Genomic DNA, 25,160 nt, shown 5'->3' on the forward strand with positions numbered 1-25,160 from the left:
CCGGCCCATGTCGGACGAGTCCGGGACGGGGACGACTCGGGACGAGGTGCCTTCAGCCCCTGCTGAACCCTCGTCAACACCAACACGCGAATCGACCGGTACCACTGCCAAGCCCTCGCCGCCCGCGCGTGATTCGACCGCGGCCGCCCCTGCGACGCCGCCGACCGCCGACGCCGACGAGACCGACGACGCCGAAGGCACCGACGGCACCGACGCGCCACCGCGAGCCGCCCGCGCTGCCGACGCCGACGCCGACAAGACCGACGGCGACAAGACCGACGGCGCCGACGCCGACGGCTCAACGGCGAGCCCGGCCGCGGGTGCCGAGGCCGCCGTCGTCGACGCGAGCGTCATCGAGCACGCGAGTGTCCGCGAGCTGGCCGCCCAGTTCGAGGAGGAGAAGCCCGGCCGCCGGGTCCGCGGCCCCATCGACGTCGGCGTCACGGCCGTCGCCGCGCTGGCCGCGGTGCTCGTGCTCTGGCAGGTGTTCCGCCCCTTGGCCCAGGGCAGCCAGTACTACCTCGTGATTTTCCTCGGCCTCGTCCTGCCGCTGGTGTTCATTCTTTACCCCTCGGGTATCAGCTTCAGGAGGCGTCGCGAACCCCAGGACGGCCCGGTCCTCGGCGGGGGCCCGACCGCCGGGGACTGGGTCCTCGCCGTCGTCGCGCTCGCCACGAGTCTCTATCCGGTGCTGCCCTTCGGCGGCGGGTACGACGGCTTCCTCGACCGCCAGGGCCTGCTCGACCCGCTCGACGTGATCATGGGTGCGGCGCTGCTGCTGCTCGTGATCGAGGCGTGCCGGCGCACCACGGGCTGGGTGCTGCCGGTCGTGTGCGCGCTGTTCCTCGGGTACGACTACTACGGCGGCTTCCTGCCCCAGACCTGGGAGATCGCCCACGCGGGGCTGGACTTCGACCAGATCGTCGACGCACTGTACAACTCGCCGAGCGGGTTCTACGGCACCCCGCTGGACGTCGCCGCCTCGTACATCGTGCTGTTCACCATCTACGGCGCGGTGCTCGACCTGTCCGGCGCCGGCGCGTTCTTCGTCGAGCTGTCGGTGGCCGCGTTCCGCCGCTCCCGCAGCGCGGCCGGACGGACGGCGGTGGCGTCGGGCTTTCTCCTCGGTACCGTATCCGGCTCCGGAGCGGCGACGACCGTCAGCATCGGCGCGGTCACCTGGCCCATCCTGCGCCGCGCCGGCTATCCCGCCGAACGCGCGGGCGGCATGCTCGCCGCCGCCGGCGTGGGCGCGATCCTGTCTCCGCCGACCCTGGGCGCCGCGGCGTTCATCATCGCCGAATACCTCGACGTGTCATATCTGAAAGTGCTGGCCTGGGCAACGGTACCCACAGTCCTCTACTACCTCGGCATCCTGCTCTCGGTCGAGATCGACGCGCGGCGGTTCGGAGCACGAGCGGTACAGTTGAAGGTGCCTGGGGCTTGGTCTTTGCTCGCCCGCTTCGGCTATCACTTTCTGTCGCTGTTCGTGATCATCATCCTGCTGGCCCTGGGCCGCTCGGCCACGCAGGCGGTCGTGTGGGCCACGCTGCTCGCGGCGGTGTTGTCGTTCCTGGACAGGCGCCACCGCCTGACCCCGCGCCGCCTGGTCGAGGCCCTGGCGGCGGGCATCCGCGGCGTGCTGCCGGTCGTGGCCGTCTGCACCGCCGCCGGCGTGATCACCGCGAGCACTACCAAGACCGGCCTCGGCCCGCAGCTGTCCAGCCTGATGGTCGACTGGGCCCAGGCCCTCGCCACCAACCACACCGCGGTCGTGGCGCTCACGGCCGTCTTCGCCGCGATCGCGATGACCCTGCTGGGCCTGGCGGTGCCCGTCACCGCGTCCTTCATCATCGGCTGGGTCATCCTCGGCCAGGCCCTGCTCAACCTCGGCATCCCCGAACCCGCGACCGCGATGTTCATCTTCTACTTCGCGGTCCTGTCCGAGGCCACCCCGCCCACGGCCCTGGCCTCGGTGGCGGCGGCCGCGGTGACCGGCGGCCGGGTGTTCCCGACGATGTGGCAGACGCTCCGGTACGCCCTGCCCGCCTACCTCGTCCCGATCGCCTTCGTCGTGACCCCCGCCGGCCAGGGCCTCCTCGGCATCGGCGGCTGGGACAGCGTCGCCTTCGCCCTGACCGCCTCCGCCGCCGGCGTCCTGGCGTTGTCCGTCGCGGCCGGCGGCTGGTTCATCGGTTTGGGACCCGCCTCGCTCGTACCGCGAGTGCTCTCCGGCCTGGCCGCACTCGCCCTGCTCTGGCTCGACCTGTGGACCGTCACCGCCGGCGCGCTCCTCCTGACCCTGGCGGGACTGCTCGTGTTTCTCTCACCGCGAAGGAGCTCACGTGCCCACCCCCAATCCCCCGCGCGCAACGATTCCGACGCCGACCCAGCCCACGACCTTGGCGACCGCTCGGCCGACGACCACCGCAACGCCACCGCCCGCACCGCGCACGACTAACCCGGCCGGCTCGCAGCACCCGACAGCGACGGCGACCCCGACAGCGACGGCGACCCTGACGGCGGCGACGACAGGCTCACAGCGCACAACCTCGACAGCGACGGCAGGTTCGCAGCGCACAACCTCGACAGCGACGGCAGGCTCGCAGCGCACAACCTCGACAGCGACGGCAGGTTCACAGCGCACGGCGACGAAGCCCTTCCGGCTGGTGGTCGCGGTGATGGCGGCGACGGCCCTGCTGGCGGGGGTGGCCGGCTGCGGGGGCCGGCAGACGCCCGCGGGAACGTCTGACAACGCGGCCTCCGGCGCAGCGGCGGGCAACTGCAGCGTCGCGAACGAAACCCGCATCTCGATCGCGACCGGCAACACCACCGGCGTGTACTACGTCGTCGGCAACGCGTTCGCCGAGCAGGTCACGAAGGCGACCGACAACAAGGTGAAGGCCACCGCGGCCGAGACCCAGGCTTCCGTCGGCAACATCCAGAGCCTCGACAAGGGCGACTACCAGGTCGCGTTCTCCCTCTTCGACACGGCAACGGACGCGGTGCAGGGCACCGGCTCCTTCACCAAGCCCGTGCAGATCGCCGCGTTGGGCCGCATCTACGACAACTCGACCCACGTCGTCGTACGCGCCGACAGCGGCATCACCTCCGTGGCCGGCATGAAGGGCAAGCGCGTCTCCACCGGCTCCCCCAAGTCCGGCACCGAGGTCATCGCCCAGCGCCTGTTGAAGGCGGCCGGCCTAGACCCGGACAAGGACATCCAGCCCCAGCGCCTCGACCTGCAGAAGACGACCGACGGCATGAAGGCCGGCACCATCGACGCCTTCTTCTGGTCGGGCGGCCTACCCACGTCGGGCGTCACCGACCTGTTCACCACCGCGGGCGACAAGGTGAAGTTCCTCGACATCGACTCCCTTCTGCCGAAGATGCAGCAGTTGAGCCCGGCCTACCAGGCGGGCACCATCCCGTCGGCGACGTACAAGACGGCGACCGACGTCAAGACCATCGTCGTCCCGAACGTCCTGCTGGTCCGCTCCGACATGGACGCCGGCCTGGCCTGCGTCCTGACGAAGACCCTGGTGGAGAAGCGCGACCAACTCGCCCAGGCCAACCCGGCGGCCAAGGGCATCACCCTGGAGACGGTGCGCAAGACCGCCCCCGTCCCGATGCACCCCGGCGCGACCGCCGCCCTGGACTCACTCGGCGCCGCGAAGTAACCGCCAGACGACCAACCCCCTTTCTCGTTGCTGCTCGAGGCCGCGGCCCCTCTCCCATGGGGCCGCGGTCTCCTGCTACGGAGGTCCCAGCACCCCCGCCAAGTGCGCATGCACTGCCCGGGCCGCACCCTGCGCCGCCTCGATCGCCGCCACGTCGTCGGGGTCGTGTGGAAAGAACGTGAGGCGCCCATCCTCACGCAGCACCACCGGCACCTCGACGCGCTCCAGGATCGCCGACAGGGTCCACTGCGCGTCCAGTGCCGCCCGACTGGCCCGGCGGACCACCTGAGCCGGCACCCGCCACAGGTCTTCGACCGTGAACGTCGCCGGTGAACCCACATCGGCTGCCATGCATCAAGGCTAAAAAGGCCCGCCGACCCCTCGCTAGCAAGATTTTCTTCCTGTGGATAACCCGGCCAGGCGCGGCACGGCCGCACCGGCGATCGGCACACGAAAGCGGCGCGACCGCACCGGTCATCGGCACACGAGAGCGGCGCGCCCCACACCGGTGACCGGCGCACGGAAGCGGCGCGCCCGCACCGGCGATCAGCACACGAGAGCGGCGCGACCGCATCGGTCATCGGCATATGCAACCTGGCGGTCTAACGGATGTCGATGCGCCCGTCAAGAGCGGAAACCGGACCCGTTGAGCCGATAACACGCCGCTCACCAGCCCGTATATTGGCTGCGTGGACGCGCGAGGTTACCGGCTCGGGGTCGATTTCGGTACCTCGAACACTGTTGCGATGCTGGCCTGGCCCGATGGTCATGTCCGGCCGCTGCTCTTCGACGGATCCCCCACGCTGCCGTCGTCGGTGTACGCCGACGCGCAACAGGGGCTGCTCACCGGGCGCGACGCGATGCATGCGGCGCGGATCAGCCCGGAACGGTACGAGCCGAATCCGAAGCGGCGCATCGACGAACCGGCCGTGCTGCTGGGTGATCACGAGATCTCGACCGTCGACCTGATCGCCGCCGTCCTGGTCCGCGTGGCCGGCGAGGCGCGGCGGGTGTCCGGCGGCGCGCTCGGGCCGGCCACCATCACGTGCCCCGCGGCCTGGGCCCAGACCCGGCGCGGCGTGCTCATCGCGGCCGCCGAGCGGGCCGGGCTGGGCCGGGTCACGCTGGTCCCCGAGCCCGTCGCCGCCGCGCAGGTCTTCCTGTCCATCGCCGGGCAGGTGGGCCCCGGCTCGGCCTTCGTGGTGTACGACCTCGGCGCCGGCACCTTCGACGCCTCCGTCGTCCGGCACGGCAACGGCACGTTCGAGGTGCTCTCGGCCGAGGGGCTGAGCACGTCGGGCGGCTTGGACATCGACGCCGCGATCGTCGGGTACCTCGGTGCCGTCCACGCCGGCCGCGACCCCCAGGCCTGGCAGCGCCTGACCCACCCCGCGACCAGTGCCGACCGCCGCGCGAACCGCCTGCTCTGGGACGACGTCCGCAACGCGAAGGAGATGCTCTCGCGCACCTCCTCGACGATGATCCACGTCCCTACCTTCGAGACCGACGCCCCGCTCGGCCGCGACCAGTTCGAGGAGCTCGCCCGCCCGATCCTGACCGCCACCGTCACCTCGACCCGCGCCGCCATCGCCGCCGCGGGCCTGAACCGGGCCGAGGTCAAGGGCGTCTTCCTGGTCGGCGGCGGCAGCCGGATCCCGTTGGTCGCCACGCTCCTGCACCAGGCCCTCGGCGTCGCCCCCACCGTCGTGGAACAGCCGGAACTCGTGGTCGCCCAAGGCGCGGTGGGCGCTTCCGAGCAGGCGGTCGTACCCGCTGTGCTCCGCCCCACCAGCGCCCGCGCCTCGGTCCCGAGCACCCCCGCGGCGCCGACGTCCCCGTCCGCCCCACCGTCGGCGGCTCAGATGTCGGCTCCGCCGATCTACACCAGCCCGCCGACGAACCCGGTCCCGGCGTCCCAGATCTCCGCCCCGCCGACGTCCTCCCCGGTCTCGACGCCCCCGGTGTCCACACCCCCGTTGTACGGCTCCCCCACCGGCCCCACCTCCGGCGCCGCCGCATACGCCCCGCCTCAGACCGCCACCCCGGCGACATACGGCCAGCCGGCCACACCCTCGTACGCGCCGACCTCCGGCTCACCCACGTACCCGCCGCCGAACGCCGCGACCCCGAAGCCGCCCGCGTTCGCCGCCCCGGCCGCACCACCGCCCTCCGGCCCACCCGGCATCGGCGGCCGGCCGATGGCCCCGAGCTACGCCGCACCCGAACCGCCGGCCAGGAAGAAACGCACCGGCACCCTGGTAGCGGCCGCCGTGGTAGTCCTCCTCGTCCTGGCCGGCGGCGCCTACGGCGTCAGCAAGCTCCTCGGCGACAAGACCGACAACAACGGCGGCGGCGGTGACACCGGCTCCGACACCGGCTCCGACACCTCCCAGGTCCAGGCCGACATCGAGCGCACCAACGTCGACTGGTACACCAAGGCCGACGACTACGACGAGAAGGCCGGCACCACGGTCGGCTACAACTGCCCGGCCAAGGGCGAGATCGGCACCGTCTACGGCACCGGCATCTACACCACCGACTCCTCGGTCTGCACCGCCGCCGTCCACGACGGCCGCATCACCCTGGAAGACGGCGGCCGCATCATCATCAAAATCGTCCAGGGCCCCGACTCGTACGAAAGCACGTACCAGCACGGCATCAACACCACCGCCTACGGCCCTTGGCCCTGGGCTTTCCAGATCGTCGGCTGAACAAAGCAACCACCGCGATCCGAGGAGCGCCATCCCGCGCTGAGGCAAACGGCTCGAGCTACAGCGTCTGCGTCACGGCCACCGCCAGCAGTTCGCTCGAGTGGCTGCCGAACACGCCCACCGTGGCCGGGCGCGGGGTGAAGCCCGGCAGGCCGGTCAGCCCGTCGCTGCCGTCCACCAGCCGCAGCTTGAACGGGTCGGTGCCGCGCAGGACCAGCGTCACGTTCAGGCCGGCCGTCGGGGGGCCGTGGAAGACGACGCCGAAGCGGTTCTGGTCGGTGATGTAGGTCTTGGCCGCGCGGCCCTCGACCGTGGCTGACACCACGCGGTGGTCGCCGACCTCGCCGTAGAAGGACAGGAAGCGCACGTCGCGCTGCGAGGCGATGTGCAGCGTCAAGGTGCGCTGGTCGCCCGACCTGTCGTCGGCGACGATCGTGGCCTGCGGGGCCGGGAGGTTGGCCGCCTCGGCCGGGCCGACCGACAGCTCGCCCTCCGGCAGCACCGGGAACTGGCGGTTGAGCTGCTGGTGGGTCTTCACGTACTTGCGCGTCCAGTCGCCCGGGGACTGCTCCAGGCTGACCCACTCGGCGGTGCCGGTGTCGCGGTCGAGGGCGTACATGAGGTGGGTCGGCTCCGGGTGCTGGGCGTCCCAGTTGTCGTTGATCATGCCCGTGGTGGTGCACACGAGCGCGACGAGCAGGGCGGCGAGGGCCGGGGCGGCACCGAGGCGGCGGCGGCGCTCGGCGGTCGACGCGCGGTACAGCAGCTCCAGGACCGGCAGGGCGGCCAGGCCCAGCAGCATGCCGAACAGGGCCGGGGCGGCGCCCGTGGCCAGGCCCAGCGCGGGGAAGAACAGGGCGACCGTCGGGGCCAGGATCAGCGTCGCCACCGCCGCGCTCACCGTCAGCACGGCCACCCGGGCGAGCGGGTGGCGCAGGTACAGCGCGGCGATCCCGGCCAGCGCCCCGACCAGGGCCGGCAGCGCGACCAGGTAGGAACCGCCGGGGATGGCCGCGGCGAACACGGCGCCGAGCAGAGCGAGCAGTCCCAACGCCCCGGTGGCGAGAGGTATGGGTCCTACGCGTCGGCGGCTCAGGGCGTACCAACACAGCAGCACCGCCGCCGTCAGCGCCACGACGCCGAAGCGGAACCAGCTCGGCCGGGCCGGGTCCAGCAGTTCGCCGTAGCCGGGCCGGATCGCCACCAGGAGGGTCCAGAGGAGCTGGGCGGCGACGGCGACGCCGATCAGCGGCACCAGCGCCAGCCCGAGCCCCGCGAGCGTCCTCGGCACCGAGGTCAGGCCGCGGCGGCGGGCCAGGAAGACCAGGGCGCCCACAGCCACCAGGGCCAGGATCGCCAGCGGCCAGGTCAGCGCGGCCGGGTAACGGACCAGGAACCCGGCGAACGGGAAGTAGACCGCGTCGCCGCTCGCCGGCTTCATGAGCGGGGCCAGGTCGGCGGCGCCGAACGCGCGGGCCAGGGCCAGCGCCTCGTCGCCGTGGTGCTGCAGGCTGGCGCGGTTCATGGTGGTCGTCCGGTCGAACGGGCTGTGGTAGACCCACGAGCCGTCGATGTACGCCGTGTTGAGCCCGGTGAACCGGCTCTGGGCCAGCACGGGGGTGAAGTCGGTGTCGTTGGAGAGCAGGCGGTACACCTCGACGGCGAGGCTGGTGCCGACCGGTTCGGGCGTCTTGGCGTACACGTCGATCAGGTCGGCGTTGCCCTCGGAGGTCTGGAACATCACGGCCGGCCCGCTGCTGCCCCGGGCCTCGAAGTTGAGCACGACCGACTGCTTCTGGCCGAGCGGGTGCTGCCCGACGAACGCCTCGGCGCCGCACAGGCAGGCCTCCTCGGCGTCGGTGAACACGAACACGACGTCGTTGCGCGGCTTGGCGGTGCCGCCCTGGGTGAGCGCCCGCGCGACCTCGAGGAGCGTGCTGGAGCCGGCCCCGTCGTCGTTGGCGCCGTAGCTGACCTGCACCGAGTCGTAATGGGCCATGAGCACGACCTGGCCGGTGGGGTCGGTGCCGGGCAGCACCGCGACCACGTTGTCGACGTGGGCCATACCGCCGTCGCCGAACTTGCCGGCGTTCACGCCGACGGTGTCCTGGACCTGGGGTGCGAGCCCGTAGCCGCGCAGGGTGTCGCTGATGTAGGAGCGCACCCGGGTGGCGGCCGGGCTGCCGGTGACGTGCACCTCCTGGCCGATGTGCTCGACGTGCTCGAACGCCCGGGCGGCGGAGAACTCGGCCGCGGAGATGGAGGCCGGCCGGGGCGCGGGCGGCTGGACGTCCCAGATCCCCAGGGCCGCGATCAACCCGAGCACCACCAGCACCACGGCGGCCGTCAAGGGGCGCCGGGGCGGTTCACCGAAACTGCGATCGGACACGGGGTTCGTCCTCCTGGGGTGCGGGGGTGATCCACATTCTGCACCCGGGGTACGACAGTTTTCGGCGGGGCCGTTCAGCTCGAATTCGAAGCGTGATGTCGCCCGAACGGAGTGCTGTGGTTCATGAACGGGTGCCGCTCGGTTGTTGGCGACCTGAAGGGCCCGCGGACTGCCTAGCGTCATCGTTCATGAACAACGAACTCACCCCTGCCGCCGCCGTCGAGTTCGACGCCGGCTACCTGGCCACCGCCGAGCTCGACGCCCGCTTCTACCTCGACCAGGTCATGGCCATGGTCGGCGTCGACGGTCTCGTCGAGGCCCTCGCCCAGCCGTTCCTGCTCGCCAAGATCGACCAGCACGCCGCCGCCGTCCGGGAGAGCCTGGTCGCGGCCGACAAGCCGATCGGCCCGCTCTCGCTGGCCGGGTACGCGCGCTCGGTCATCGCCGTCCACCAGCGCCACGGCCGGCCGCTGCCCACCCCGGACAGCGTGAACTGGGCCGACGCCGACTGGACCGTCCTGCGCCTGGTCGCCGTCTGCCACCTCGCCGACGACGCGGACGCTTTCTAGAGCCGAGCCCACCAAGTCGTCAGCGTCGACGACCCTGGGACTCGTTCGTCATGACCTTGAACTCATCGCGCAGTACCGAGTACAAGAACAGATCGCACCACCGGCCCTGCCGGAACTGGGCCGAACGGATCGTCCCCTCCAGCTTGAAGCCGACCTTGTCCAGCGCCCGCTGCTCGGCGACGTTCTCCACATCGGTGTACGCCTCGATGCGATCGAAATGACTGGTTTCGAACAGATACGACACCAACAGCCGCTGCGCCTGGGTACCGAATCCCTTGCCCCGAAATTCCGGGAGCAGCGAGATACCGATGTTCCAGCAACACCAGTTCGGCATGCCGTAGGTGACCTTGCCCCACACCACGGAGCCGACAATCTGATCATCCTGCACCACGAGCAGACACCCGTTTTCCGGCCCGATGAGCCGGTTCTCCTCGAACCGGCGGCGGGTGCCGGCGATATCCCGGTATCCCGACCAGTTGAACGGGCCCGCGGCCTCGGATTCATCGGCCTGGCGCTCGAACAACCAAAGATCGGCGGCGGTGGCCGGTCTGAGGACGACATCCGCGATGTTCACGGCGGGATTGTAGCCGAATTCGGGCCGGCAGCCGTGGTACGGCGCCGTCTCATCCACCCGGCAACGGCGCGGCATCACCCCGTTGTGATCTTTTCGCCGCCGCGTCCAGATGCTCTTGGCGCGCCCGCAGCGCGATGTCCGGCAGTTTGCCGAAGACGACGATCGTGCGCTCATGGGTATCGCCCAACCCGTCCCGAACCTGCACGAGAACGTCGAATTGCGTCAACTGGGCCAGCGTGCGGATGTTGAACCAGCAGATCAGGGGCGCGTCACGGGCGGTCGAAGCCGGTAGCGCCGCGCCCGGCCCCATCTCGCGCACGAAGTAGTCGACGCCGCTGACCAGGTCGCGACTGTTCATCACCCGGTTGATCTCATTGAGTGTGGTGTGCGTCGATGTCGGAGCGTTGGTGAATCCCACGACGTATTGGAACTGCGTGACCACCGCCATGCCGGGGCCGCCGTTGTGCAACCACACGATCCACTTGTTGCTGGCGGCGTCGAACGTGCCCTTCTCATCGCTGATCACGTAACTCAAGGTCGGCCGATTGGCACGGGCCCACTGCAGGCGCGCCAGCAGCAGCCCGGTCATCACCCCGAGCAGGGCCGCGGTCGTCGAGGTGTCAAGGATGGTGAAACGCAGCGGCCAATGCTGTTTCACGGCCGGACTCGAGTTCTGCCGGACGATTTCCCATACCAGGTTCGCCCCGAGCATCGCCAGCAGCACCGTGGGGAAGTACACGAAAAGGAACGACCGGCGGACGATCCGCGCCACGGTCGGGTCTCTCGGTTGTTTCGCCACGCCCTATGGATAGCACGCCCGCTCATGGCATTGAAGAGCCCGAACGTATGCGCCGTTCCGGACTACTCCATCGAGTATCGGGAGAATTGCGTCAGCGTCGACGACCCTGGGACTCGTTCCACCTGAAGTGCACGAAGAGCCGGCCGAAGTTGTCCGAGTCCTTCTCCACCCGGTGATACAGCGCCTTGATCTCCCGCTGGTCGAGAAAGCGCAGCACGCGCTTCTTCAGCGCCCCCGACCCCTTGCCCGGGATGATCTCGACGAGGGTGGCCCGCTTGGCCACCGCCTCGTCGATGATCCCGCGCAGCGCGCGCTCGATGTCGCCGCTGCGGTTGAAGATGTCGTGGAGATCGAGCTTGAGCTTCACACCCCCAGCGTACTGACCGGATGCCCCGCCGCCCGCCACGCCTTGAAGCCGCCCGCGAGGTCGGTCGCCCGATGCAGCCCCAGGTCCTGCAGCGCGGCGGCGGCGAGCGACGAGGTGTACCCCTCGGAGCAAAAAACGATCACCGGCAGGTCATAGCGGTCGGCGATGGCCAGCCGCGCATCGCTGCGGGGGTCGAACCGCCACTCCAGCACGTTGCGCTCGACGATGAGCGCTCCCGGAATCTCGCCCTCGAGCGCGCGCTGCGCGGCCGGGCGGATGTCGACCAGGACCGCACCCTCCGCGAACGCCAGCCGGGCCTGGTCCGCGTCGAGCCGATCGAGCCTGGTCCGCGCCTCTTCCAGAATCACGTCGATCCCGCGCCCGCTCACCAGTCGGCCCCGGCCTTCGTGATCGACTCGACAGACAAACGACCATCATGCAGCCGGTACCGTGTCATCGCCGCCAACACCGGCCCGTACGCGTGCACGGTCACCGCCGGCCGGTCGCTCGCGTTCACCATGCGGTGCACGAAGTGGGGGCCGAAGCGGTGGCCCTCCCCCGCGCCGTACGCGGTGTTGACCAGCTCGCCGCCGCGCACGGTCTGCTCGACGAGCGCGCCCGACACGACGGTGAAGGCGCCGGCCGAGCCGCCGTGATCGTGCAGGTCGGTGCCCTGCCCCGGCAGCCAGGTCAGCAGCCAGACTTCGTGATCCTCGGCGACGGCGAGACGGCCGTACCAGCGCCGGTTCGGATCGAATCGAGGGGCAAAGGGCCATTCGTCCGGTTCGGCGGCGTAGGCCCGGACGATCGGCAGGAAGTCGGTCGCGCGGGCGACCGTGGTGGCGACAGGCATGCGGGTTTCTCCAGTATTCGGACGTACTAGATAGGAATTAAAGCAGAGAAGAGTCCCCGGTGCGGGGAGGGTGCGAGTGTTCCGCGAGCCGCGCTCTAGCGGGTACAGCAGGCGCCGGCGTGCCGCACGAGGTCAATGACCAGTCGTCGGGTCAACAGCGCCATGCAACCGATGGTGCCGAGCGGACGGACGAGCGTCAACTTACGTCCAACATACGGGATGTCGGGAAGGCTAGGCTCTGTCAGCGGATGACAGGCCGATGTGCGCGATTTGACAGCGCCGGGGTGCAGGCTGCAGGCATCAGAGAAGATTTCCACAGGGGGAACCAGCCATGAGCTTCGCTTTCCAGGCAACCGGCCTGGTCAAGCGCTTCGGCAAGACCACCGCACTGGCCGGGGTGGACCTCGCCGCCGAGACCGGGACCGTGCTGGGCGTCCTCGGTCCGAACGGCGCCGGGAAGACGACCGCGGTGCGCATCCTGGCCACGCTGCTGCGCCCGGACGAGGGCCGGGCCGTCGTCGGCGGGTACGACGTGCAGCGCCAGCCCGCCCAGGTCCGCCGGATCAGCGGCCTGACCGGCCAGTTCGCCTCGGTCGACGAGGACCTGACCGGCACCGAGAACCTGGTCATGATCGGCCAGCTGCTCGACCTGCGGGCCAAGGAGGCCAAGGCGCGGGCGAAGAGCCTGCTGGCCGAGTTCGACCTCAGCGAGGCCGCCGACCGGCCGGCCAAGACCTACTCCGGCGGCATGCGGCGCCGCCTCGACCTGGCCGCGAGCCTGGTCGGGCGGCCGGCGATCGTGTACCTCGACGAGCCCACGACCGGCCTCGACCCGGCCAAGCGCGAGGACGTCTGGAACATGGTCCGCGCGCAGGTGCAGGAAGGCACGACGGTACTGCTCACGACGCAGTACCTCGAGGAGGCCGACGCCCTCGCCGACGAGATCTCCGTGATCAACCACGGCAAGGTCATCGCGCACGGCACCCCGGCCCAGCTCAAGCACATCGTCGGCGGTCAGACCATCAGCGTCCGGCCGACCGACCCGGCCCACCTCGACACTGTGGCGACCATCCTCACCACCGTGTCGGGCAACCAGCCGGAGTCGCACGGGCGCGGGGTGCTGTCGGTGCCGGTCGCGGACGACAGCGCGATGACCGCGGTCGTCCGCCGCCTGGACGAGGCGGGCATCGGGGTCATCGAGCTCTCGCTGCACCTGCCGAGCCTCGACGAGGTCTTCTTCACACTCACCCGCGAGCGGCAGGAGGCGGCGGCGTGACCACCACGACCACCCAGACGAGCCCGGCCGAGGGCACCCAGTTCATCGCGGCCGTCCCGCCGCGCCCGTTCGGCTTCGTGCGGCACAGCCTCGTGATGGCCCGCCGCAGCCTGATCAAGACGATGCGCACCCCCGAACAGCTGCTCGACGTCACGCTGCAGCCGATCATCTTCATCGTCCTTTTCGTGTACCTCCTGGGCGGCGCGATTGCCGGCGACCGTCACGCGTACATGCAGTTTCTGCTGCCGGCGCTCCTGGTGCAGAACGTGCTCTTCGCCTCGGCCCCGACCGGCGTCAGCCTCAACACCGACATCAAGACCGGCGTCTTCGACCGCTTCCGGAGCCTGCCGATCGGCCGCGCCGCCCCGCTCATCGGCGGCGTCCTGGGCGACATGATCCGGTTCGTGGTGTCGATCGCGGTCATGCTCGGCTTCGGGTACCTCCTGGGCTTCCGCCTCACCACCAGCTTCCCCGAGGTCCTGGGCGCCTGCCTGCTCGTCATGTTCATGGCCTTCTGCTTCAGCTGGATGTTCGTCCTGCTGGGCATGATCGTCCGCGAACCGGGCGCCGTGCAGGGCCTCGGCTTCGTGATCATGTTTCCGCTCACCTTCGGTACCAATGTCCTGGTCCCGACCGACACGCTGCCCGGCTGGCTCCAGGCCTGGGTGAAGGTCAACCCGGTCGCCGACGCGATGCAGGCCGCCCGCGGTTTGATGGTCGGCCAGGGTCCGGTGGCCGGGCCGGTGGTCAAGACGCTGCTGTGGTCTTTGGCGATCCTGGCGGTGTTCGCGCCGCTCGCGGTGCGGGCCTACCGCCGCAAGACCTGAGCGACTGCGTTTCCTGACGCCTCGGCCCGCGGCACGCTTGTTGCCGCGGGCCGTTTGTCGTCTCGAACGGCCACTCCACCGCCGGATCCGTCGCACGCCCAACGTTCGCCGCGCGCTTTGTTGGCGTGCCGCGGGCGGTCGTTGGCTTGCCGCGTGTGCTGGTTCACGCCCGTGCGCATTGTTCCGTGACGTGCGTGGCGTTCTCGTGGGCGTGGCGTCTTTGCGGGCGTGGCGTGGGCGTAAAGCGTGGCGTGGGCGTAAGCGTGGCCTGGGCGTAAGCGTGGCCTGGGCGTAAGCGTGGCCTGGGCGTGGCGTGGGCGAGGCATGCGCACGGGCGAGGCGTGTGCGTGGGCGGGGCCGTTCGGCTGGTGGCGGTGCGTGGTGGTTAGCGGTCCACGGTCTGCGGGTCGACCAGGGCCAAGGCCTCGGCGCGCGGGAGGTTTCGGCCGCGGGCTGCGGCGGTTTCGAAGGCCGGCTCGCCCAGGGTGGTGCGCAGGGCGTTGTGGCGGGCGGTCCAGTCCGCGTTCGACGCGTCGCGGGTGCCGCCCAGCTGTTCGGCGGCGCCCAGGATCGCGGCCGCGCGGGTCGGGTCGTCCAAGGCCGCGGCCAGGCCGGCGACCGCCACGGCGACGCGGCCCACCACCGGCATGTCGCGGGCGCCCAGGGCGCGGGACATGGCGTCGGTCAGGCGGGTCCGGGCCAGGTCGGGTTCGCCGCGGGCGAGGTCGATCTCGGCGCGGGCGGTCATCACGATCGCCTGGTACTGCGGAGCCACCAGCGGCTGGTGCTCCTGCAACCGCCACGACTCTTGGTACAGCCGCTCGGCCTCGTCCAGGTCGCCGGCCGCCCGGGCCAGGTGGCCGAGCTCCAGCATCGCGTGGGAGACGTCGCGGCTGGACTGGGTCAGGTCCTCGACGAACTCGCGCAGCAGTGCCCGGGCCACGTCCGGGCCCTTGGTGTGCCCGAGCAGAGCGGCCCGGCTGACCAGCAGGTACGCCTCGCTCGAGCGAATCCCGAGCTCCCCGTGCAGCGCGATCGACTCCTCGAAGTGCGCGACGGCGGCCGCGAAGTCGCCCCGGCGGCTGTGTGCGTCGGCCAGCGAGGCGAGCGTCATGGCGAGGCCCCAGCGCTCGCCGATGGCCCGGAACGCGTCCGCCGAGGCGGTCAGGTTGGCCAACATGCCGTCGATGTCGCCGTCGTTCTCGCGCAGGTGCCCGAGCACGGAGTACAGCATGCCGCGCGTCCACGGATCCGTCGGCCGCTCGAGCCGCGTGCGGACGAGCTCGGTGCCCTGCTCGCTGTCGTCGCGGAACAGCGCCACCACGGGGGCGATGAGCTCGACGAAGGGGTGACCTCCGGACGGTACCGACGCGGCTTGGCTTATCAGCTCTTCCAGATCGGCCGGATCGAACTGGAAGTCGCCGGCGAACCCGCTGTTGACCAGGTGCATCGAGCGCACCACCAGCTGCACGTCGGCCGGCACCGCCACCGGGTCGCGCTCCCCCGCGGCGAGAATGCGGCCCAGCCACACGGCCGACTCGGCGTTGTCGTCCTCGAACGTCCAGAACCACCCGCTGGCCGCCCCGAGCCGGAACGCCCGCGCCACGTCGCCGGAGTCGCACAGATGCCCGACGGCGGCGTGCACGTTGTCCTGCTCGGGCCGCAGCCGGTCGAGCCACTCGAGCTGGGCCCTGGTCCGCAGGTGGGGCTCGGCCCGCTCCATGAGCTCGAGAAAGTACACCGCGTGCGCCGTCCGTGCCGCCGCCACCGCGCCGCGCCGCCCGAGCTCCTCGAGCGCGAACTCGCGGATCGTCTCGAGCATCCGGTACCGGATCGGGCCGGCGCCGGGCGCGATCTGCAGCAGCGACCGGTCGACGAGCGCGTGCAGCATCTCCTCGACCGCCGTGTCAGGCACCGCCGTATCCGGCACCGCCGTGTCAGGAACTGCCGTGTCAGGAACTGCCGTGTCAGGAACCGCCGTGTTAGGAACCGCCCTGTCAGGAACCGCCCTGTCAGGAACCGCCGCCCCGGCAGACGACGGCGCGTCGCCCGGAGCGGCGGCGGGCGTTCCCAGGTTGACCGCGGCCGCCGCGGAAGCGTCGAAGGTGCCCGGGAAGACCGCGAGCGACTCGGCGAACGACCGCTCCTGCGGGCTGAGCAGGTCCCAGCTCCAAGCCACCGTCGCGTGCAGCGTCCGATGCCGCGGCAGCGCCGTGCGGCTCCCGCCGGTCAGCAGCCGGAACCGATCGTCCAGCCGCGCCGCGACCTGCGCCGGGGTGAACGAGCGCAGCCGCGCCGCCGCCAGCTCGATGGCCAGTGGCAGGCCGTCCAGCCGCCGGCAGATCTCCACCACCGCGGCCACGTTCTCGGGCGTGACGGCGAACCCCGGTTGCACGGCCGCCGCCCGATCCCGCAGCAGCTGCACCGCCGGAGCCCCCACCGCAACCGCCACCTCCGCCAAGGCACGCGCGTCCGCCGCCGAGCCAAAAGCAAAGAACGACCCAGACGACGCCGACGACGACGAGCGGATTGACGACGACGAGCCAGGTGGCAACGACGAGCCAACCCCCGGCAGCGAACCGACCAGCGGCGGGGGCAGAGGCAGCGGCCCGACCGGGAACAGCGTCTCGCCCAGGATGCCGAGCGGCTCGCGGCTCGTCGCCAGGATGCGCAGCTTCGGGCACCGCCCCAGCAGCTCCTCGCTCAGCCCCGCCGCCGCCTCGACGACGTGTTCGCAGTTGTCCAGCACGAGGAGTACGCCCGGCAGGGTCAGCGCCTCCGCCAACTGGTCGAGAACATCTCCGCGCCGTGGCTGCCGGGCCGCCTCCGGCTGCAAAAGCCCACCCGCAACGAGCGTGCGCAGAACCACCGCCGGCACCTCGCCCGCCTCCGCCACCGGGGCCAGCTCCACCAGCCAAGCCCCGTCGATCAACTGCCGCCCCAGCGAGCCCCCGTCCATAGAAGCCGCCTGGCCCAACGACCCCCCGTCCGTAGTGGCCGACCGTCCGAGCGAGCCCCCGTCCATGGAAGCCGACCGGCCCAGCAAGCCCGCAACCGCAGAAGCCGGCCGCGTCAGCGAGCCCGCGACCGTGGTAGCCAGGCGAGTCTTGCCAGCACCGCCCGGCCCGACCAGCGTCACGAGCCGCGAGTCGGCGATCTGGGCGGCCAGGTGCTCCACCTCGCCCGTACGACCGACAAAGCTCGTCAACGCCGCCCGCAAATTCCCCGTGCGCACCGGCCGGGCCTCGGCGCGCAGCACGGCCACGTGGGCGTCGCGCAGCTCCGGTGAGGGGTCGGCCCCGAGTTGCTCGGAAAGGCGCGACCGGCAGTCCTCGAACGCCGCGAGCGCCTCCGCCTGGCGCCCGTCCGCGTGCAGGGCCCGGATCAGCAGCGCGACGAGCCGCTCCCGCAGCGGGTGGGCGACGACGAGCTCCTGCAGCTCGGCGATGGCCCCGGCGCGCGTGTCGGGCGTGAAGCCGGACGCCTCCACGAGGTCCTCGGTCGCGGCCAGCCGCAGCTCCGCCCAGCGGGCCGCCAGCGCCTCGGACTCGGCGCCGGCGAGATCGGCCAGGGCCGGCCCACGCCACAGATCCAGCGCGGCGCGCAGCAGCCGGGTGGCGGCCGGACGGTCGTCGGCCCGCAGCGCCCGGCGCCCCTCGGCGGCGAGCCGCTCGAAGCGCACGGCGTCCACGTCCTCTGCGGCGATATCCAGCCGGTACCCCCGCGGCCCCGACTCCAGCTCCGCCGGCCCGCCCAGCGCCTTGCGCAGCCGCGAGACCAGCGACTGCACCGCATTGGCGGGATCGGCCGGGCCCGGGCCGTCCGCCCACAACGCGTCGACGAGCCGTTCGACGGTCACGAACCGCCCCGGCTCGATCGCGAGCCGGACCAGCAAGGAGCGCAGCCTCGCCCCGCCGACCTCGATGGGCCGGCCGGCGACCTCCACCGAAACCGGCCCCAGCACCCCGACTCGCATGCCCACACTCTGCCACCGAGGTACGACAAAAAACGCCCCACGAAAGTGCCTTCAAAACGGGCAGATACCCCGTCAGGCGATAAGTCCGATATGTCGCGGCGCGCCAGCGCCCGACATATCGTGACCCCGATAGCGTGACCCCAACACAAAAGAGGGCCGGGCAAAGCCGCCCGGCCCTCGAAAAAGAAATCAGTAGATGCTCACGCCGTACACGCCCAACGGCTCAGTCACCGGCTGGAAGTACGTCACCCCGCCGCTGCTGCAGTTCCCCGACCCCCCCGACGTCAGCCCGATCGCCTTCGTCCCGTCGAACAGCGACCCGCCGCTGTCCCCCGGCTCCGCGCAGACCGTCGTGCGGATGAGGCCGGAGACGCGGCCCTCGGCGTACGTGACGGTGGCGCCGGTCTGGGTCACCGAGCCGCTGCGGACGCCGGTCGTGCTGCCGCTGCGCCGGACCGACTCGCCGACGAAGGCGTTGGCCGCGGTGGTGATCTCCTGGTAGGAGCTGCCGCCCAGGGAGACGTTGCCGGCGTGGGTGACGCCCGCGTTGTACCGCACGATGCCGTAGTCGTTGCCCGGGAAGCTGGTGCCGGCCCGGGTCCCGAGCACGGAGCCGCTGCTGGTGGTCCACGTCGCGCCGATGTTGGTGCAGTGCCCGGCGGTCAGGAAGTAGTAGGTGCTGCCGCTGACCACGTTGAAGCCGAGCGAGCAGCGCGCGCCGCCGGTGTAGATGGCCTGGCCGCCCGAGATGGTGGGCTTGAGCGCCGCGCCGAGGTACTCGATGCGCGCCCCGCTGCCCAGGCTCGCCACGAGGGCCTGGATGGTCTTGACGTGGTCGGCCGACACCGTCGGGTCGATCGAGAAGACGACCTGGTTGAGGACGGGGTCGACGGCGTACGCGGTGCCGGGGATGGCGGCCTTCGCGTCGAGCGTCGAAGTGATCTTCGCCAGTTCGGCCCCGCTGTGCTGCACCTTGCGGGCCACGAGCCCGCCGGCCTCGACGGTCGCCGCGGTGGACGCGTCGGTGACCGTGACGACCATCTTGCCCAGCTGGGCGTCGTAGTACGAGCCCGCGGTACGGGTTCCCAGCTGGGCGACCAGGGCTTCCGACGACTTCGCGGCCAGCGCCGTCTGGTCGACGGCCGCGAAGGCCGAGGACGGCGTGGCCACGGCACCGGCGGCCAGACCGGCGGCGATCGCCGCGAACAGCCTGAATGAGGTCTTGGTGGGTCTCACGTGAGCCTCCCCTAGATCGGAGCCGATAAATATCGGCCGCGACCGATGCTTTCATCGGGAAGGAACCCACACAAGATTCACCGGACGAATTGGCTCATAGCACCCAGGTCATACCATCGCGTCGATGACACCGTCGAGGAGGAACTCGGTGACCGGCCAATAGTGGTAGGGCTGGACGTTGTCGTCGATCGGCACGGTGACGGAGACGCGCCCCTCGGCTTCCCCGACGAACAGCGCGGGATCGTTGCTGTCCGCGAACGACACCACGTCGAGCCCGGCCGCCGCGGCCGCGCCCGCGAAGCCGTGGTCGGCCACGACGAGATCCGGCGGCGCCTCGCCCAGCCGGTCCAGCTCGGCCAGCATGGCCCGCATGCCGTCCGGCGAGTGCGTGTGCCACAGGGCGATCCCGCGCTCGGCCGCGACCGCCACCCCGCCGATGTACCGCACCGCCAGCGGCAGCTCCCGCCCCATGTACTTGCCGGGGGACGCGAACTCCACGCCCGGCGCCGGCTGCAGCAACTGGCACCCGGCCGCCTTCAGGGCCGCCGCGACCGCCAGGTGGACCTCGATGATCCCGGCCGGATGCCCGGTCGCCACGATCACCCGCTCCTTGCGCTGCGCGGCCAGGCGCAGCCGGTCCCGCATGCGCTCCAGTGCGCGGGCGGTCTTGTGCGGGTCGATCACGTCAGTACCGGTGGATCGTTCCGGATCGGGATCGATGCCGACCCGCTCGGCCATGACCGCGAGGACCTCGGCGAGGGTCCACGTCTTGAGCGGGGGCAGGCCGAAGAGGTAGCCCTCGTGCCCCTCCGCGAAGAGGGCCGCGTTGCCGTGGTTGGAGTCGCGCGTGGTCTCGACATCGCCGGCGAGCAGGGCTTCGCGAAGATGGTTCACAAGTTCAGGCATATGAGCCATGGTAAGGAGCCAGCCCGGCGGCGCCGAGGAAAGCCGCTTAAGGTCACAGGCATGGCCGAGATCTATCTCGAGACGGGCAAGAAGAAGGTCTTCGCCGGGAGCCTGGAGTGGCCCGGCTGGGGACGGTTCGGCAAGAGCGAGGAGGAGGCCGTCGAGGCCCTCGCCGCGTACGGCGCCCGGTACGCGCCGATCGCCACCGCCGCCGGGTACAAATTCCCGGCCGCGCCCCGGCTCAGCGTGGCCGAGCGGGTCCCCGGCAGCGCGACCACCGAGTTCGGCGCGCCCGACGGCCACCCCGAGGCCGACCGCGCCCCGGTCACCGCGGCCGTCGCGGCCCGCCACACCAAGCTGCTGCTGGCCGCGTGGGAGGCCTTCGACGCGTACGCCGCGACGGCCCCCGAGGAACTGCGCAAGGGCCCGCGCGGGGGCGGCCGCGACCGGGACAAGATGATCGGGCACGTCGCCGACTCGGAGGAGGCGTACGCGCGCAAGATCGGCATCAAGAAGCCGCCGAACGTGCGCGAAGCGGTCATCGAGGTCCTCGGCAGGCCCAGCGACGGCGGCCCGCTGACCGACAACGGCTGGACCGCCCGCTACGCCGCCCGCCGCTTCGTCTGGCACGTCCTGGACCACCTGTGGGAGATGGAGGACCGCTCAGACATGGAAGGCGGTGAGTGACGCGGCCTCCTCGTCGACCTGCCGCCGGACCGAATCGGGCAACGGGGCGAACGCCTCCCAGGAAACCGCCTTGTTGCGGAACGCCCAGGTCCCCGCGACCTGCCCGTCGACCAGAAACGTCCCGATGGACTGGGGCATCCGCACGTGGAACACCTTCGCGCGGTGCTCTTCCGGCAGAATCAGCGAACGCCGCGCGTGTACGAGCAGAGCCGCGTCCCAGGTCGGCAGGAAGCGCACCGGCGCCGGGGTGTCCGGCGAGGGGAGCGGCAGGTCCGGCAGATCGACCAGTTCCCGCCCGCGCGAGTCCTGGAACGTCCGCAGCGTCATCCCGGCGAGCACCCCGGCGATCACCGCGGGCGGCAGGCCGGCCCAGTCCGCGATCTCCTTGGGGTGCGCGGGCCCGAACCCGGTGAGGTACCGCCGCACCAGCAGCTCCCGAGCGACCGGAACATCGACGTCTCCAGGCCCCAGCCAGTCCTCGGCCAGCCCGTAGATGTCCGCCCGCCGCCGCTCCCACGTCCCCGACGGCGGCACCCGGACGAGTTCCAGCTGGACGTGCGCCATCTGCCGCACCTCGGCCGGCAGCTCGGTCCGCCGCAACGGCCCACCCCGCAGCCGCTCCGTCACGAGCGCGAGCGCATCGACGCCCAGCACCGGCGGCCGGTACGCCCGCACGCCCACCGCGAAGGGCCAGTAGTCCGCCCGCGAGACGAGGTGGATGGTGCCCCGCAGCAGCGTCGCCTGCACGACCGAGCGGTCCTCCAGCATCCGCGTCAGCGCATCGCGGGAGAAGCCGGCCACGCGCGACCACAGCCCGATGTACATCGACGGCGCGTACTGCGCCTGCAGGCCCCCCATCGCCTCCAGCGCGGACGGCACGCTCAGGGGAGCACGCTCGAGCAGCAGCTGCCGGGCCAGCAGCGCGCGGTTCATGTCGCGCCAGGTCAGCACGGTCATGCGGCGTCAGCCAGCGCGGCCCGGACCGCCGCGACGGCCCCGTCGTAGGTCATGCCCCGCTCCCGCAGCAGCCGGGCACCGGGGCCGCGCTCCTCCTTGAGCACGCCGAGCAGCAGGTGCTCGGTGCCGATGTACTTGTGCCCGAGCGACAGGGCCACCCGCAGCGACAGCTCGAGGGACTTCTTGGCCCCGTTGTTGAACCGGGTCGGCAGCTTCGAGCGGCGGAACAGGAAGCCGCCCCGCTCCCCCGGCTCGGCCCGGTCCAGCGCGCCCTTGCCGAAGGTGCGCTCCACGCTGGCCCGCACGGCGTCGAGGTCGATGCCGATCGAGCGCAGCGCCGCGGCGTCGTCCCCGCCCGCGACCGCCGCCCGCACGTCGGCGTGGGTCACTCCGGCCGCGTCGAGCACGGTGCGGGCGATCCCGCCGTCCTCCAGCAGCATGGCGAGCAGCAGGTGCTCGGTGCCGATCACGGCGTGGCCGAGGTCGTCGGCCTCGAGCTTGGCCAGGCGCACCACGGCGCGGGCCCGGTCGGTGAACCGCTCGAACATCTACCCGTCCCCCTTGGTTGCACTGCGACCGGCATGCTTCTTGTGTACGGCCTGGCGCGTCACATCGAGCGCGTCGGCGATCTCCTGCCACGACCAGCCCTGCCGGCGGGCGTTGTCGACCTGCAGCACCTCGAGCGCGTCGGCGAGGCGGCGCAGCGCCACCGCGGCCCGTAGCCCGATGCGCGGGTCGGCACTGGCCGCCGCCTCCGCGAGGTCGTTTGCCTCCGTCATGCGTCAACCGTAGTTGACAGAACGGTTTCCGTCAACCGGAGTTGACGCAATGCCGGGTGGCCGGCCGCGGCCAGAACGCGCCTACCGTGGCGACCATGAGCGAACTTCCCGTCATCGACATCTCCGGGCTGGTCGGCCGGGGCGAGGACGAGCGCGCCGCCCGCGAGATCGAGGCGGCCTGCCGCGCCAGCGGCTTCTTCTACATCACCGGCCACGGCGTGGACCCGGGGCTGATCACCCGGCTCGACGCGGCCGCCCGGACGTTCTTCGCGCGGCCGGAGGCGGAGAAACTCGAGATCGCGATGGCCCGCGGCGGCCGGGCGTGGCGCGGCTTCTTCCCGGTCGGCGCCGAACTGACCTCGGGGGTTCCGGACCGCAAGGAGGGTTTGTACTTCGGGCAGGAGGCACCCCCCTCGCCCCTCCCCCTGCACGGGCCGAACCTGTTCCCGCGCGGGGTGCCGGAACTGCGGGACACCGTGCTGGAGTACATCGAGGTGCTCACCAACGCCGCCCAGGCCACGCTGCGCGGCGTCGCCCAGAGCCTCGACCTGCCCGCGGACTACTTCGCCGCGGGGTACACCCGCAACCCCACCGTGCTGTTCCGGATCTTCCACTACCCGCCCAGCCCGCCGCGGGCCACGGACTGGGGCGTCGGCGAGCACACCGACTACGGGCTGCTCACCCTGCTGCTGCAGGACGACAACGGCGGGCTGCAGGTGCGCGGGCCCGGCGGCGGCGAGGCGTGGATCGACGCGCCGCCCGTCCCGGGCACGTTCGTGTGCAACATCGGCGACATGCTCGACCGGATGACCGGCGGGTGGTACCGCTCGACGCCCCACCGCGTGCGCAACACCAGCGGCAACGAGCGCCTGTCGTTCCCGTTCTTCTTCGACCCGGACTTCACCGCCGAGGTGCCGCCGCTGCCGGGGCGCACCGGCACCGGACACGCCCATCGGTGGGACGGGCAGGATCTGCGCGCGTTCACCGGTACCTACGGGGATTATCTCGTGGCAAAGGTGGGCAAGGTGTTCCCGGAGCTGCTTGCGGACGTCAACGAGGACGGCTGAGCACCGTTACCCCGGCAGGGTGTGGATCGGTAGACCTCCGGAGCGTCCACCAGCGCGTGGCACGTTCACGGGAGCAAACCTGTCCGCGGTGTTCGTAGCGTATGAGTCACCACACCGCGTACAGGAGGCGACGATGACCACCCCGACCCCCACCACCACCCGCAAGCTGACGCGACTCGACAGCGAGCAGGGCATGCTGGTCTTCCTGGCTGCTCTCGTGAGCGTGATCGTGATCGCGGTGATCGCCGTCGGCGGCTGACGAGGCCGCCGGCGGCGATCGCCGGCAAGACCTCGGACAGGAGCCGCGTGCTACAGCTCGAAGACCGCCCCACCGAGGAGAGCGCCGGGCTGAGCACGCTGCGGCGGCGCCGCCGGGACCCGCGATGGGCCCGCTCGCTCGTCGTCACCGGCGCGATCATGATGCTGCTGGCCGGCGGCGCGTTCGTCGCCAAGGATCTCTTCGTCGGCTACCTGACCGGCAACGTGCGGCAGGACGACCTGATCGTCCCGGCGGCCGAGCAGGAGGGCCGGCACGTCACCATCAGCGGGGCCAAGACCATTCTGCTCGTGGGTACGGACACCCGGCCCGACCAGAACCCCACCGAGGCGGTCCGGTCCGACTCGATCATCATCGTGCACGTCCCGGCCGACCACCGCTCGGCCTATCTCATCTCGATCCCCCGCGACACGTGGGTGCGGATCCCGCCCTTCACCAACGGCAAGGCGCGGTACTACGGCGGGCACGACAAGATCAACGCGGCCTTCGCGGTCGGCGGCCTGAAGCTCACCGGCCGCGACCAGCGCCGCTACGGCATGACGCTGCTGGCCAACACCATCGAGGACAACTGGGACCTGCACTTCGACGCCGCCGGGATCGTCGACTTCGCCGGGTTCACCAAGGTCGTCGAGGTGCTGGGCGGGGTGGACATGTACGTCGACCAGGAGACCCGCTCCGTGCACATCGGGCACGACGCCAAGGGTGAGACGAAGGTCCCGTACATCCAGCGGTTCAACGCCTCCGGCGGCACCGACCTGATCCCGATCGCCGGCGTCACCCCGCAGACGTACCACGTGGGCTACCAGCACCTGGAGCCGTGGCAGGCGCTGGACTACGTGCGCCAGCGCGACACGCTGCCCAACAGCGACTACGACCGCCAGCGCCACCAGCAGCAGTTCATCAAGGCGCTGTTCCGCGGGATCGCGAGCCGCGACACGCTGACCGACCCGGCCCGGGTGAAGAAGATCCTCGACGTCGTCGGGCAGTCCATGACCATCGACTCCGGCGGCATCGCGCTGCAGGACTGGATCTTCGCGATGAAGAGCATCGGCGGCGACAACCTGCTCACCGTCAAGACCAACAACGGCACGTTCCACGAGTCGGCCGAGCAGCCCGGGGCCGAGGCGCTGGACGGCACCACCCTGGAGCTGCTCGAGGCGGTGCGCACGGACACGGTGCAGGAGTTCGTCACGGCTCACGTGGACCTGGTGAGCAACTCCTGACCCGGCC

23 protein-coding genes are annotated in these 25,160 nt (G+C 71.2%); 10 read left to right on the forward strand and 13 right to left on the reverse strand.

The genetic code is table 11. The features are described 5' to 3' along the window. Positions 1 to 7 precede the first annotated feature (7 nt). Entirely contained in the window at positions 8 to 2,461 is a 2,454-nt protein-coding gene (locus tag ACQP00_RS45275) for a TRAP transporter permease (RefSeq protein WP_433209500.1), read from the forward strand. Positions 2,462 to 2,681: 220 nt separating this feature from the next. After that, positions 2,682 to 3,680, forward strand: a complete 999-nt coding sequence (locus ACQP00_RS45280) for a TAXI family TRAP transporter solute-binding subunit (protein ID WP_433209503.1) — start codon at positions 2,682 to 2,684, stop codon at positions 3,678 to 3,680. Between the two features lie 75 nt (positions 3,681 to 3,755). Here the strand turns inward: ACQP00_RS45280 and ACQP00_RS45285 are convergent, their stop codons facing one another. Next, complete coding sequence (locus ACQP00_RS45285) at positions 3,756 to 4,031, reverse strand: hypothetical protein (protein ID WP_433209506.1); 276 nt, start codon at positions 4,029 to 4,031, stop codon at positions 3,756 to 3,758. A gap of 338 nt (positions 4,032 to 4,369) precedes the next feature. On the opposite strand from ACQP00_RS45285, the gene ACQP00_RS45290 reads away from it, so the two are divergent. Continuing rightward, complete coding sequence (locus ACQP00_RS45290; protein WP_433209509.1) at positions 4,370 to 6,391, forward strand: Hsp70 family protein; 2,022 nt, start codon at positions 4,370 to 4,372, stop codon at positions 6,389 to 6,391. A gap of 58 nt (positions 6,392 to 6,449) precedes the next feature. Here the strand turns inward: ACQP00_RS45290 and ACQP00_RS45295 are convergent, their stop codons facing one another. Continuing rightward, positions 6,450 to 8,780 (reverse strand): M28 family peptidase, encoded by a 2,331-nt coding sequence (locus ACQP00_RS45295; RefSeq protein ID WP_433209512.1) that lies wholly within the window; start codon positions 8,778 to 8,780, stop codon positions 6,450 to 6,452. Between the two features lie 188 nt (positions 8,781 to 8,968). On the opposite strand from ACQP00_RS45295, the gene ACQP00_RS45300 reads away from it, so the two are divergent. Next, positions 8,969 to 9,349, forward strand: coding sequence for a DUF6401 family natural product biosynthesis protein (locus tag ACQP00_RS45300; RefSeq protein WP_433209515.1), 381 nt, complete (start codon positions 8,969 to 8,971; stop codon positions 9,347 to 9,349). Between the two features lie 19 nt (positions 9,350 to 9,368). Here the strand turns inward: ACQP00_RS45300 and ACQP00_RS45305 are convergent, their stop codons facing one another. The 5 genes from ACQP00_RS45305 to ACQP00_RS45325 form a co-directional block, all read right to left on the reverse strand. After that, positions 9,369 to 9,923, reverse strand: a complete 555-nt coding sequence (locus tag ACQP00_RS45305) for a GNAT family N-acetyltransferase (protein ID WP_433209518.1) — start codon at positions 9,921 to 9,923, stop codon at positions 9,369 to 9,371. A 49-nt stretch (positions 9,924 to 9,972) separates the two neighbouring features. After that, positions 9,973 to 10,695: a hypothetical protein gene (locus ACQP00_RS45310; RefSeq protein ID WP_433209521.1), complete on the reverse strand. Its 723-nt coding sequence runs from the start codon at positions 10,693 to 10,695 to the stop codon at positions 9,973 to 9,975. A 118-nt stretch (positions 10,696 to 10,813) separates the two neighbouring features. Continuing rightward, positions 10,814 to 11,089 carry a Smr/MutS family protein gene (locus ACQP00_RS45315; RefSeq protein WP_223097600.1) on the reverse strand — a complete coding sequence of 92 codons (276 nt, stop codon included), beginning with the start codon at positions 11,087 to 11,089 and terminating at the stop codon, positions 10,814 to 10,816. Next, positions 11,086 to 11,478 (reverse strand): rhodanese-like domain-containing protein, encoded by a 393-nt coding sequence (locus ACQP00_RS45320; protein WP_433209524.1) that lies wholly within the window; start codon positions 11,476 to 11,478, stop codon positions 11,086 to 11,088. The genes ACQP00_RS45315 and ACQP00_RS45320 overlap by 4 nt, the downstream gene beginning before the upstream one ends. Then, positions 11,475 to 11,942 carry a cysteine dioxygenase gene (locus ACQP00_RS45325; protein WP_433209527.1) on the reverse strand — a complete coding sequence of 156 codons (468 nt, stop codon included), beginning with the start codon at positions 11,940 to 11,942 and terminating at the stop codon, positions 11,475 to 11,477. Before ACQP00_RS45325 ends, ACQP00_RS45320 begins: the two co-directional genes overlap by 4 nt. Before the next feature lie 331 nt (positions 11,943 to 12,273). Between ACQP00_RS45325 and ACQP00_RS45330 the strand changes: the two genes are divergently transcribed. Together ACQP00_RS45330 and ACQP00_RS45335 are read left to right on the forward strand one after the other, a co-directional pair. Continuing rightward, positions 12,274 to 13,218, forward strand: coding sequence for an ATP-binding cassette domain-containing protein (locus tag ACQP00_RS45330; protein ID WP_433209529.1), 945 nt, complete (start codon positions 12,274 to 12,276; stop codon positions 13,216 to 13,218). Next, on the forward strand, positions 13,215 to 14,045 hold the full coding sequence (locus ACQP00_RS45335; RefSeq protein ID WP_433209532.1) for an ABC transporter permease: 831 nt from the start codon (positions 13,215 to 13,217) through the stop codon (positions 14,043 to 14,045). Before ACQP00_RS45330 ends, ACQP00_RS45335 begins: the two co-directional genes overlap by 4 nt. A gap of 385 nt (positions 14,046 to 14,430) precedes the next feature. Here the strand turns inward: ACQP00_RS45335 and ACQP00_RS45340 are convergent, their stop codons facing one another. From ACQP00_RS45340 to ACQP00_RS45350, 3 genes are all read right to left on the reverse strand, one after another. After that, positions 14,431 to 18,021, reverse strand: coding sequence for a BTAD domain-containing putative transcriptional regulator (locus ACQP00_RS45340; protein ID WP_433209535.1), 3,591 nt, complete (start codon positions 18,019 to 18,021; stop codon positions 14,431 to 14,433). A gap of 189 nt (positions 18,022 to 18,210) precedes the next feature. Next, positions 18,211 to 19,257: a S1 family peptidase gene (locus ACQP00_RS45345; protein WP_433209537.1), complete on the reverse strand. Its 1,047-nt coding sequence runs from the start codon at positions 19,255 to 19,257 to the stop codon at positions 18,211 to 18,213. 108 nt (positions 19,258 to 19,365) lie between these two features. After that, positions 19,366 to 20,163: a phosphatase gene (locus ACQP00_RS45350; protein WP_433209540.1), complete on the reverse strand. Its 798-nt coding sequence runs from the start codon at positions 20,161 to 20,163 to the stop codon at positions 19,366 to 19,368. Between the two features lie 60 nt (positions 20,164 to 20,223). On the opposite strand from ACQP00_RS45350, the gene ACQP00_RS45355 reads away from it, so the two are divergent. After that, positions 20,224 to 20,850 carry a hypothetical protein gene (locus ACQP00_RS45355; protein WP_433209543.1) on the forward strand — a complete coding sequence of 209 codons (627 nt, stop codon included), beginning with the start codon at positions 20,224 to 20,226 and terminating at the stop codon, positions 20,848 to 20,850. Here ACQP00_RS45355 and ACQP00_RS45360 read toward each other — a convergent pair. From ACQP00_RS45360 to ACQP00_RS45370, 3 genes are read right to left on the reverse strand one after another with little or no spacing between them, the layout of a single operon-like run. Further along, the gene (locus tag ACQP00_RS45360) at positions 20,827 to 21,807 is read right to left on the reverse strand and encodes a winged helix DNA-binding domain-containing protein (RefSeq protein WP_433209546.1); all 981 of its coding nucleotides are present in this window, start codon (positions 21,805 to 21,807) and stop codon (positions 20,827 to 20,829) included. The two genes, ACQP00_RS45355 and ACQP00_RS45360, sit on opposite strands and share 24 nt — an antisense overlap. Next, positions 21,804 to 22,355, reverse strand: coding sequence for a Clp protease N-terminal domain-containing protein (locus ACQP00_RS45365; RefSeq protein ID WP_433209549.1), 552 nt, complete (start codon positions 22,353 to 22,355; stop codon positions 21,804 to 21,806). Before ACQP00_RS45365 ends, ACQP00_RS45360 begins: the two co-directional genes overlap by 4 nt. Continuing rightward, entirely contained in the window at positions 22,356 to 22,586 is a 231-nt protein-coding gene (locus ACQP00_RS45370; protein ID WP_433050226.1) for a helix-turn-helix domain-containing protein, read from the reverse strand. Positions 22,587 to 22,681: 95 nt separating this feature from the next. Between ACQP00_RS45370 and ACQP00_RS45375 the strand changes: the two genes are divergently transcribed. The 3 genes from ACQP00_RS45375 to ACQP00_RS45385 all read left to right on the forward strand — a co-directional run bounded on the left by ACQP00_RS45375 (position 22,682) and on the right by ACQP00_RS45385 (position 25,153). Beyond that, entirely contained in the window at positions 22,682 to 23,653 is a 972-nt protein-coding gene (locus ACQP00_RS45375; protein ID WP_433209552.1) for an isopenicillin N synthase family dioxygenase, read from the forward strand. Between the two features lie 133 nt (positions 23,654 to 23,786). Continuing rightward, on the forward strand, positions 23,787 to 23,912 hold the full coding sequence (locus tag ACQP00_RS45380; RefSeq protein ID WP_433050232.1) for a hypothetical protein: 126 nt from the start codon (positions 23,787 to 23,789) through the stop codon (positions 23,910 to 23,912). 47 nt (positions 23,913 to 23,959) lie between these two features. Beyond that, positions 23,960 to 25,153, forward strand: a complete 1,194-nt coding sequence (locus ACQP00_RS45385; RefSeq protein ID WP_433209555.1) for an LCP family protein — start codon at positions 23,960 to 23,962, stop codon at positions 25,151 to 25,153. Positions 25,154 to 25,160: the final 7 nt, after the last annotated feature.

Origin of the sequence: Dactylosporangium sp. CS-047395, assembly GCF_050942185.1 — a bacterium.
GTDB lineage: Bacteria > Actinomycetota > Actinomycetes > Mycobacteriales > Micromonosporaceae > Dactylosporangium.